General features: G+C 60.3%; 8 protein-coding genes and 1 pseudogene. 5 read left to right on the top strand and 4 right to left on the bottom strand.

The genetic code is table 11. The annotated features are described in order from the left end of the window. Positions 1–301: 301 nt before the first annotated feature. On the top strand, positions 302–517 hold the full coding sequence (locus tag ACUVWL_RS15385; RefSeq protein ID WP_445978530.1) for a transposase: 216 nt from the start codon (positions 302–304) through the stop codon (positions 515–517). Positions 518–869: 352 nt separating this feature from the next. Here ACUVWL_RS15385 and ACUVWL_RS15380 read toward each other — a convergent pair whose 3' ends face one another. The 3 genes from ACUVWL_RS15380 to ACUVWL_RS15370 form a co-directional block, all read right to left on the bottom strand. Then, positions 870–1,742 carry a DUF5677 domain-containing protein gene (locus ACUVWL_RS15380; protein ID WP_445978529.1) on the bottom strand — a complete coding sequence of 291 codons (873 nt, stop codon included), beginning with the start codon at positions 1,740–1,742 and terminating at the stop codon, positions 870–872. 809 nt (positions 1,743–2,551) lie between these two features. Further along, the gene (locus ACUVWL_RS15375) at positions 2,552–2,920 is read right to left on the bottom strand and encodes a hypothetical protein (protein ID WP_445979172.1); all 369 of its coding nucleotides are present in this window, start codon (positions 2,918–2,920) and stop codon (positions 2,552–2,554) included. 485 nt (positions 2,921–3,405) lie between these two features. Continuing rightward, the gene (locus ACUVWL_RS15370; protein ID WP_445978528.1) at positions 3,406–3,621 is read right to left on the bottom strand and encodes a hypothetical protein; all 216 of its coding nucleotides are present in this window, start codon (positions 3,619–3,621) and stop codon (positions 3,406–3,408) included. Between the two features lie 326 nt (positions 3,622–3,947). On the opposite strand from ACUVWL_RS15370, the pseudogene ACUVWL_RS15365 reads away from it, so the two are divergent. The 4 genes and pseudogenes from ACUVWL_RS15365 to ACUVWL_RS15350 all read left to right on the top strand — a co-directional run bounded on the left by ACUVWL_RS15365 (position 3,948) and on the right by ACUVWL_RS15350 (position 9,543). Continuing rightward, positions 3,948–4,486: pseudogene (locus tag ACUVWL_RS15365) on the top strand (imm11 family protein). Positions 4,487–4,848: 362 nt separating this feature from the next. After that, positions 4,849–5,481: a DUF1629 domain-containing protein gene (locus tag ACUVWL_RS15360; protein ID WP_111188413.1), complete on the top strand. Its 633-nt coding sequence runs from the start codon at positions 4,849–4,851 to the stop codon at positions 5,479–5,481. Between the two features lie 31 nt (positions 5,482–5,512). Next, on the top strand, positions 5,513–8,860 hold the full coding sequence (locus ACUVWL_RS15355) for an XVIPCD domain-containing protein (RefSeq protein WP_445978527.1): 3,348 nt from the start codon (positions 5,513–5,515) through the stop codon (positions 8,858–8,860). A 44-nt stretch (positions 8,861–8,904) separates the two neighbouring features. Next, complete coding sequence (locus tag ACUVWL_RS15350) at positions 8,905–9,543, top strand: hypothetical protein (protein ID WP_445978526.1); 639 nt, start codon at positions 8,905–8,907, stop codon at positions 9,541–9,543. A 78-nt stretch (positions 9,544–9,621) separates the two neighbouring features. On the opposite strand, the gene ACUVWL_RS15345 is transcribed toward ACUVWL_RS15350, so the two are convergent. After that, on the bottom strand, positions 9,622–10,341 hold the full coding sequence (locus ACUVWL_RS15345; RefSeq protein ID WP_069118061.1) for a hypothetical protein: 720 nt from the start codon (positions 10,339–10,341) through the stop codon (positions 9,622–9,624). Positions 10,342–10,392 lie beyond the last annotated feature (51 nt).

Genomic DNA, 10,392 nt, shown 5'->3' with positions numbered 1-10,392 from the left:
GAGGAGGAAGCATTGCGCGAGTTTGCCTCGATGCGATTATTCACCCGACTCAGCGGCCTCGATGCGATTCCGGGTGAGACCACGAGATTCCACTTCCGTCGTTTGCTGGAGACGCGGGATCTTGCCCGCTAAGATGCCCGAAGTGGCGAACGCGTATACTGCCTGCAGAGGCTAGAGGCTGCGCGCAGGCACGCTCCTGGAATGGACCATTGCCTATAGGCCCAGTTCGACCAAGAACGCGGGCGAGGCGCGCGATCCTGAGATGCATCAGCTCCGCAGAGGCAGCCGTCGACACCAGCCCATGATGGTGCATATCGGCGTGGATGAGATTTCAGGTCTGGCTCACCACGTGAAGTGCACTGCAACCAATGTGGGCGATGTCACGGTCATTGAAGCAATGCTCCACGACAAGGACGGCTGCGTGTTGGGCGATCGCGGCAATACCGGCGCAGACAAGCGAGTGGCCTGGCCGACTGCAAAGCGCCGATCATCAACACGGCTAAGAGATCCGGGGTGAAGACAATCAGGAGCGCGCGAGCGAAAGCAGGCGCAGCTCCGGGAGGCGGCAAAAGCCAGCTTGCGCGCCAAGATTGAGCATCCGTTCGGGGTGATAGGCAGCAGTTCGGCTGCGCCCGGTCAGCTGCCGAGGGCCGGCCAAGAGCACCGTGTGGGTGCTCACGATGTTCGCGCCGTCGAATATGGGGCGCCGGCAGCTGGTTCTACCGTGGCGTCAACTGCGTCCCGAGATGCTGGTAAGGGCACTACGGGGCGTAAGAATATGCCAAGACTCTGCATAAGATAGCCCCGGATCACTCCGGCGCTGGAGATTCAGGACTGAGCCGTGATTGGTTCAGAGCGTCCCCAAGGTTCTATTCTGAACTTTCATCTTCGCCGTATTCAACTTTCATCCATTCTCCAAATGCATTTCCAAAGCCATTTTCCATTTCGTCGACTCGCTTCTGTCCATCCAAGATGGGCTTGAGATCCAGATCTAAGAGTCGGTAGCCAGACACGATCCGTAAGTACATAAGAGAGAAGCAGTCCGAAATTAGGCGTGAGAGGTGCGCTAGTTCTAGAGCATCTCGCCTCTCCTCGTCTCGGGACTCTCTGTCGTATGGGAGAGAGATTCCAATGTAATCGGCATGCTGGATATGGCTTGACAAAGAGTAATTGTGAAGCAGGGCATCATATCTAGGGACTCGATGCGGGGCGTCTTTGCGGAGTGAGTTCAAAAGTCCACCAACTCCCCAGCGCGATTCGATCGAGCGACGCTTAGTCTTGTCGTAAAGTCGGCCAAGTTCATCCAATTCTTCTTCGCTAAGAAGCCTCTCCCTAAGAGGAAGCCACTCGCGTGAATCCGGTTCAGACAGTGCCGCAAGGGTACTTCTCAGTTTTGAGTCGTCCTTGAGTAAAGAAATGTTGAAATGGTCGGTGGAGTATTCAGCAACCCTCGCTTTGAATTCATCTTCACTCTGCAGTATGTATGCAGTCTTCAGTGTAGCCTCCGCCACTGCACGAAGGACCATCTCGGCATCCCACAATTGCCCGTAAGAGCAGAGCAGGAAGACGCTTTCGGTAGAGCGGGCAGAGGAAGTTAGCAGCATTGCAAGAAGAGACCGCTCTTCGTGAGACCATCTCGGGTGCACCGCAATCGGCTTGGTAAGCTGAAGTAGTTCCCGCATAAGCTTCAAGGCTTTTGAAGACCTATCTCGTTCTATCTGTAAAAGCTGATCGTGATGCATTTCCATCCTTTTTCAGGCTGAAGGCGCTACAAATCTCTGCGGGTACTGGTCAGTCTGTAGATTCGCTCATGTGAGAAGAGAATTCATCCAAGGTCGCCTCCACTTGACGCGTGGAGAGTGTGTGCAGTTCCATTGGTTAGTGAAGGAGAATGGCGCTACGCCTCAGTTCAGTACGTTATAGCGCTGCATCGATGCTCTGGCTACTTTCTCAAGCCTCCCTGCCTCGCAACATTCCCCGAAAATTCGTCATGCTGGCGGCAATTCCTCCCTGCGCATCCCCCGCGGAATGCATGCACATCATGATCCGATCTCCACTGGATCGCATAAGCTTCCTATTCTTTACCAGCAAGGATTAGGTGTCGGCACAATCCGCCTACTCCAATGCAACAGCACCGGCTCAATGCAGGGGACATCAACTTCCCTGCCCGCATACAACACAGTCAAAGGCTACTCCAACGAGTTATCCGCCAGCATCACAGGTGCGCTACGTCAACTGACTACGAAGTATCTATCACTCGGGTGCCGCGCTTCATACATCATGCATGCCTCCACGCGCAAATCGAATCGATTCTTTGCATATGACAGAAAAATCAGCATCGGAGACCATGCGAAAGGTTCATAGTTTCAAGCCGGCTTGAGGGTCGTGATGGCTGGCGGTCGTCGCAGACAGCGCCGCCAGCAGAACAGCGCCATAGATCACAGGCTTTATTGGACGCTTTGCAGATAGGGGATGGACAAGAAGGCGAACGGTCCGCCAATAGCGCGTGGCTGACCAGCAGCCACGAGACAGATGGCCAGATCCAACTGGGCTACCCCCGCACGTGCAACCGCTCAGTCACCTGCGCAGTCAACGCCACACACGCCATCTTCAACCCTTCCATCACCCGATCCCCCAGGTACTCCTCGGGTGCACCGTTTTGCCGAGTCCGCTCCGCGGCCAGCATCAGCTCCGCCACCACACGCAGCCCCGCCAACGCGCAATCCGCATCCGCCAGCTGAAGACAGCGCCCAGGCAGTTGATGCCGCTCCGGCCAAGGCTGGCCGTCCGCAGCTGCACCGGTTCCGATGCGGTGCAGCGTGGCGACGAAGGCGTTGGGATCGACGGACGGTCCGCGCTCGGGTTCGGCGTTGTCCGGATCGTACTGCGCGTGCAGGGAACGGAAGTCCGATGTGTTCATGGCAATGCTCCGTACAGGACAGATAGCAACGCCACCGATAAAGGCGGCGGACGGTGCGGGCTCGAAAACCGGTATGTACCAGACCGGCGGATCCGAAGATCCCCACGCACCGCCCGCCATGGAAACGCGAACGGATTGCCAGCCGGCGCCACACAAACGGTGGCGCCGGCTGGCAAGCGCATACATCTGGTACATGGACGGGTTTTCGAGTCCCGCGCCACCCTTCTCCGGTGGCATGCCAAGGTGTACTCGCATGGTTGCGAGATGCCAAGAAACCGTAGGCCGCAGAGGCCGCAAATGCTGACGCTTACGGCATTGTTGCATGGCGAGCGTGTGGCAGAACCCTTGCGGTGCAGTGGTTTCGGCCGGTGTTAAGTTATCGACCGGATGCGCTTCAAAAAGTACGGTTTGCAGCCGTGTAGGATCCCAAAAGCGACACCTAGCCCGCTGGGCTGATACGTGCAGCGTGCCGATTGCGACACAGCTTAACTTTGCAGCGCCACGCCCGGCCGTGGCCACAGCGCATCGTCGCGCTCCAGGTCGTAGTCGCTTCCGAACGCCAGCGCCGCCTCGCGTGGCGGCAGGTCTGCGTAGCAGCCCAGCAGGTACTCATCCATGCCGGCGTCGCCATGGTCGATGGCGAACAGGTGGAGAAGTTCCTTGTCGAAGGCTTCCAGCCATGCGGGTTCGATCTTGGTCACAGTCGTCCTCCAGAGGGGGAGCTGAGTTTGGCCGCGGTAGATCTCACCGGATGGGAGAGGAGCTCGGCAATCATTTGATTTCGTTTTGGTCCGATTGCCGGCCCGTGCAAGTCAGGGTAGAAAAGGGCTGCGGCTTGTTCGGGTGAACATTCACCGATCGCCTTCACATGATCGGAAATGGGTGGAGACCTTCGCTCCGCCGTCGGAGCGACAATGACTTGGAGGCAGTGCATGGATTCGGTTTCAACCCGCCATCCTCGAAAATCGGAGTTCTTTCTCCTTGAGCCAGGGGCGATAAGCGGCCCTGCGGGGTCGTCTTCGAGAATCTGGATCACCTGCTGTCTCCCCCTCGCATGATCTTGCTGCCGGAGGAGGGCGGCGTCCCCTCGCTTCGCGAGGCGCCGCGCCTGGTACTTAAGCTGAGCGAAGGACCGCCGCCTCGGGATCTGGAGTCGGGGTTCAGCGGCTACTGGCTGGTCTCTGAGCGGCTGCATGACGTGATGGTCTCCGTGGATCCTCACGCCTTCACCTTGCGGAAGCCGACTATCGCCTGGAAGACGGCAGCCCAGGCGATCGCCACTTCCTGTGCACCGTGGTCCAGGTCATTGACGCGTTGGACGAAGGTGCGTCCAAGCTCTTCATCGACACCACCGAGGAATTCATAAACGGGAAGTTCTACGACTTCGGCGGCGGCGCGAGTGTGACGTTCGACCGGGAGAGGCTGGGGCAGGCCCACGTCTTCAGGACTCCATTCTCCGGCTCCGTGTTCTGTGACCGCGTGTTTAGGGATGCAATGGCTGCAGCCGGTATAGACACTGACCGCGATGCGGGCGGCGTGTGGTTGACGGATGCCGCGGACATTTAGGGTGTGGCCCAAGCCGGCAGAGAATTCATGAGTGGCTGGTCTTCACATAACTGACAGCCGACGCCTTCCCGAGACCTGGTTATGTCTCTACGTTGGAGCACAAACATCTGGGGGTGATGAAAAAGCATGGAACCGTCGAAGCCGACCCATTCTGTTCCTGGCGAGTACTTCCTCCTAGTGCCTGATACCACGCGTCGGAGAAAAGCAGCAGTGCGCTATGCCGGTCCAGTGCGCGGTTGGCTTTCCGGAGGGAGCTTCAGGCTGTGAGCGCGCGGGCATGACTCGAGGGGGCATGGAAGTTTGGCACCCTCTGATAAGCTCTTGGCACGCTTATTTAGATTGATTCTGAGGTGAGACAAGCAATGAATTCGAATCTGCCAAAGAAGGGCGAGTTCTTCGAGTTGCGCCCAGATGCCCGACGGCGCGGCAAAGGGCATGGCGTCGTTTTTGAGAACGAGTCTTCCTTGAAGACGCCTCCAAATTTCCTCTTGCGTCCCGATCAGGGGGGCTTCCCGCCTCTGCGCGAGACCCCGCGCCTAGTGTATTACCCAAGCGAAGGGTGGCCACCGGAGGATCTTGAAGCTGGGATGAGCGGCTATTGGCTCGTTTCCGGGCGTCTCCGCGAGGTGATGGCGGCCGTGGACCCAGGAGCTTTTGCGTTCAGGGAGACTGACTATCGACTCGCTGATGGAGCAATGGGTGGCCCTTATTTCCTTTGCGATGTCATCAGAACCATTGATGCCTTGGATGAGGCAGCATCCCAGCTGAAGATCATCGTCAGTGACGACTATGAAGAGGGGAAATACTACGATCTGACTGGCGACGTCCGCTTGGCGTTCAAGAGGGAGGTCATCGGCGATGCTCACGTATTCCGGCTCCCTTACTACGAAGGTGTCTTCTGCGATCGCACTTTCAAGGAGGCGGTCGAAGCCGCGGGACTGATCGCCAGCGGTACGTCCAACGGTCTGTGGTTCTATGACGCGGTGAACTGCTGAGACCAGGCGATGCTTGAGTCAAGGAGGATTTGTGGCTGGACATTCCACTCATTTGCAGGACCATCACGCGATTGAGCAGCAGACGCTGAGGCACAGCCCATTGCTCGCAAAGCTGCAGGAGGCCGGGCGATTCAATATTCACGCCCAAGAGAACCGGCTGTTCCTGCCTGCAAACCCTGCCTATGCAGATGCGATGGGCATTACGCCGCACAGTGGCGGGCCGTTGGGTGAGTACCAGAACGGAATGATTCGGCGCTTGAACGAAATTCAGAGAACGCGAGACGGTAAGGCCGCGCTGCTGAATGACTCTGACGCCCTCGATAGAGTGATGGTACGCGTTGAAGCATTGCGAGACACCGTCAAGGTCGGGTTGATCAACGGTGATCTCAACACGAATACTCCGCTGGGAAGCACGCCTGCGATCACGAACAAACGAATCCGGGATTTTTTTGACGGATTTCCTGAGTACCACCAAACACATATCGCTCAGATTCAAGCCTTGAAAGGTTTCACTGGGGTCGACCTCGGCTGGGTGGCTGTCACTCATTCCGAAAGTGGTATCGTGACTACGCTCAATAGAATCGAGTATGACGCCAAGCCACTGACTCGCGGTGGAAATATTGAGTTGCAGCGAAGCGGCCTGTCGCTTGCCATTTCCAATGCCCACCACGGTGGCCGAGTTGTTCTGACAGAGCCGGGTATCCAGACGGTCGAGCGCGTCTTGGGCGAGGGTGCGGCGAATCGGATCCGTGCGCCGAGCTTGCAGCAGGGGCAGGTCACAATCGACCTCCTCCTCGGCGAAGCCTCCACCAGCCAACTGATCCGATCCGGTGGCCTGCTCGCCTCTGGCGCCGACGCCGTCATCACCGCCCGCCGCACCTCACAGCTGCTGGAAGAAGGCAACGGCACCGCCGCCCAGTCCGAGCTCACCCACGCTCTGGCACGCAACGGCGGTGGCTGGATCGGCGGCATGGCCACCGCGTCGGTGATCGGCACGTCCAGTTTCGTCCCTGCAGCCATCGTCGCGGGCGATGCGTTGCTGATGAGCAAGGCGTTCGACAGGGGCGCCGATCTGCTCGACAACCGCGCCGTTTACCGGCAGACCGACAAGGCCGGCGTCTCGTGGCAGTTCGATGGCCGCAACTGGCAGCGCCAGGCGGTTATGGACAGCACAGGCGACGGCCTGGGCAATCCGGCTGAGCGCAGTGTGGGTGCCAGTTACGAGAAGGCCCGCGAGCTGGGTGCATACGCCCACGTAAAAGCGGTAGAGCTGGCGCTGGGCAAGGCGCCGCCGCCGCAGGATCCTTTCAGCATCCCGGCGAAGGTCGGCGAGGGCCGTCTGGACAATCCCAACTGGCACCGCGATGCGCAGACCGAACAGTGGACGCGGCAGGTCAAGATTGGCGTGTCCGGTGCCAACGACCGGGGTGTGTACGAGACGCAGACCGCCAGCCCCGAACGCGCCAGCGAATTGAATCGCGAGGCGGTGCAGCGCATCGAGAACAACATCGCCAACGGCAAGGCCGCGATCGCCGCCAGCTACCTGGAGACCCGTGCTGCTACACGCGCAAGTGACTTCGTGCCGCTGGTGCCGGAAGCAGTCGAGCAGGCCCGTGCCAAGCCCGACGCTATCCAGGGCTCGGACAACCAGCTCTACCAACGCGACGAAGCGGGGCAATGGAGCCAAGCTCGCCAGATCGCGCAGGGGAACATGGCGCTGGAGTTGGAGCTGACCCGCACCATCCAGCAGCCGTCGCTCGATCAGTTCAACCAGACCATTGCCGCGTTGGACGCGCGGCCGTTGCCGTCTGCGGCGGAAGTGAACCAGAACGAGCTGCGCCACAGCTACTACGCTGCGGGCGTTGCGCTGACCCCGGCGTGGGAGGAGGCCATTGCGCTGGCCACGGCGCGCACGCGCGAGCAGCACGGCATTACGGGTCCCACGCTGCAGGAACTGGGGCCTGTAGCCGAGGGCAACGCGGGCGCGTCCCGGCCCATCACCCATTACCAGGTAGGCCAGGATGGCGTGGCGCGCGCCGTCGCGACCACCAGCACGCAGGAGCTGCAGGCCGCATGGAATGAGGTGCGCGCGCGTGCCAATGAGCAGGCGCCGTTGCCCGACTCGCCCGAGCTGCGCATTGCTGCGCTGTCGGCGGGTGAGCAGGAGGCGTACCGGCAGGCACTGCAGGAAGCCAATCGGCTGGGTGCTGCGCAGGTAGATGCAGGACAGGCTGCACGAGCAGCCGCGCAGGTGGCACATGGCGACAAGCCATCCGAGCAGGATGGGAACGTGGAAGTGCGGCCTGAAGAGCCGGCGACTGCGCAACCCATCGCGCCTGCGGCGGTTGCGGCGGCGTCGCCAGCGATAACGGTCGCACCACCGCCTACGCCCGCCCCAAAGGATAAGCCCGAGCCTCAGCGGCACGCCGAACAGCGCGACCCGCCGCGGCGTGAGGCGGAGCCGCAACCTCAGCCCCATCCAAACAGCGAGGCGCCCACCGAAGACCGTACCGCCTCACAGACGCCGGAGCCCACTGGGCCGATGCAGGCGCAGCAGGCTGCACCTGAGCGCGCGACGCCACATGCCGCCGCGCCTCTGGATGCGGCAACGCAGGCGATGCCAACACAGCGCATAGAGCAGGCGGCGGAACCGGAAAAGATGGTCCCGATGCCTGTGCTTGCTCCAGCTCCAAAGCAGGACATGGCAGTTGAGGAGGTGGAACCGGTGCCGTTCAAGGAGCCGCTGCCTGCTGAGCCCGCGCGCGATCCATGGCCTGTGGAGCAGGAAGCGGCACAACACGTGCCAGAGCCCGAACCGGCTCCGTTGGATGACCTCCAGCCCGTCACTGCGGCTGTCCCTGTTCCTGCCGAGCCTACGATTGCGCCAAGCCCTGAGCCAGCCGAACCCGCACCGGATGAGGCATCGGGCCCGAACCGGGCGCTGCAGGACCCCACGCAGCCCGGCCACCCCGATCACGCGCTGTATCAGCAGATCCGTGAGGGCGTGGAAGCGCTGGACGCCAAGCACGGCCGCAGCTTCGATGAAGTCAGCGAACGCATGACCGTCAGCCTTCTGGTGCTGGCCAAGGACAACGACTTGGAACGGGTGGACCATGTGCTGGTGAGCAACGCCACGCACGAACACCCGGCAGGGCACACGCTGTTCGTGGTCCAGGGCGAACCGAGCAATCCGGCCCATCAGCGCGCTGCGATGCCGACCGAGCTGGCGGCGCAGACATCAGTTGAAGAGTCACTGCAACAGTTCGATGCGGTCAGCCGTGAAGCGAATCAGCGTGCGCTTGCGAATCAGATGGATCAGCAGCTCGAAGATCAGCGGGTGCAGCACGACATCCAGATTCGTGCGGCCAGCGGGGGATGATCAACGTGTGAGCTGCACTGGGCGACCTGCGATAAGGACCGAAGATGAAGCCACAAGGAATGTGCCGGATATGCATGCTCGCGGGACTACTCGTTCTTCTGGCTACCGCCTGCCGGCCCGATGCGGCTCGCGACGAAGGCTCGATAGCAGCGGCCCATCGTCCGGATCTGGTGCCGCTTGTGCGAGCCATGCCCACCTCGTCAATGGGTGCACCATTGACGGTCGAGTTCGATGTGGCTGCTCCCAGCAAAAATTCCTCTCCAACGCTCATGATCGGCATTCGCGTTGACCGTACGGATAACACCGCGGCGTTTGGGGCACTGGCCGATGTTCGGGCGTCCGAGTTACAGGCGAAGGTTTCCATGCAGCGCCTGGAACCGAGTGGATGGAAGGACGTGCCCTTGCACCGGCTGGAATGGGTCATTGGAGAACCTGCCAGAACAATTCCCATCCCCGCCGATGGTCGAGTGACAAATGCGTGGCTGGACGATGTTGACGTGCTGGCGCTGCAGAATGCTGGGCTGGAACGACCCGATGATAACTATGCACAACTGGCCTTCGCATGGGCACGCAATCCATCGCCGGGCCGATACCGGGTTGAAGTGCAACTGCACTCCCCTCTGCCACAGCTTGAGCCGTACCACCCGGAACTCCTGGTTGCTTACTTGCGCAGGCCAAAGTAAGGCAGCCTCGCCACCGCCGGTACGCTGAGTGTCACGGGTAAGTCAGCTCGACAATCTTCCGATAGCGGGGGATCGTATTCATCTATCTCCCCCTCCGAACTGGACCGCGTAGACGCAGGTTCTCGCTGTATCACCTTCATCGGAACGATAGGTCAACAGGCTGGTATCCATACCCTGGTTACCACCGGTGATGGGGCGCCGGTACTGCCTGATGCCCCCTCTCTGGAATGGCACTTCTCCTCCGGTCCTGTATCCGAGGGCTTCGAGCGCTCGTCCGGCACTTTCGGCTTCCCAGTAGCACACGCCATTCGGAGCATCTGTCACTGGCTGCTTGCCCAGCTGATAGAAGATCACCTCTTGGTTGGGGAATTCACGTGCCGACTCAACCGATAGATAAGTCACCCCGTAGGTATAGCCGTCCGTTGTTGCCAGGTCCTTTGCGCTATGCCTGATGCTGACCTTTTCGTCTGGCACGAGTGAGACACCGATCGCCGTGCCGAGCTTGTCCGGACTGATGTCCGCCCTTGACCTGAGCGAATCGGCGTAGGCAAGAATCCGTTTCTGCAACTCGGCCATGGAGATGCGGGCAGGCTGCGTATCTGCGGCAGCGGCACGTTCATTGAGGGCAGACGTATCCGTCGATCGCGCGCATGCAGATGTCAGCGTGAGCATGGCTGACAGTCCGAAAAGAGCACCAATGTGAGCCGCGCGCAACATAGCTCGAGGTAGCTGCGGCCGAAGCAATCTGGTCATGATGACGGAGAGCAAAACCGAAGCCTCCTTCGTTGTGATGCCCATCGGTGAGTCCCTGACGGTGTTGAAGGTACTGTACGACCCGGATGAAGAACG

It is taken from the genome of Stenotrophomonas muris, assembly GCF_052751275.1.
The sequence above is the reverse complement of the archived record's forward strand: the minus strand, read 5'-3'. Positions and strand labels throughout refer to the sequence as shown.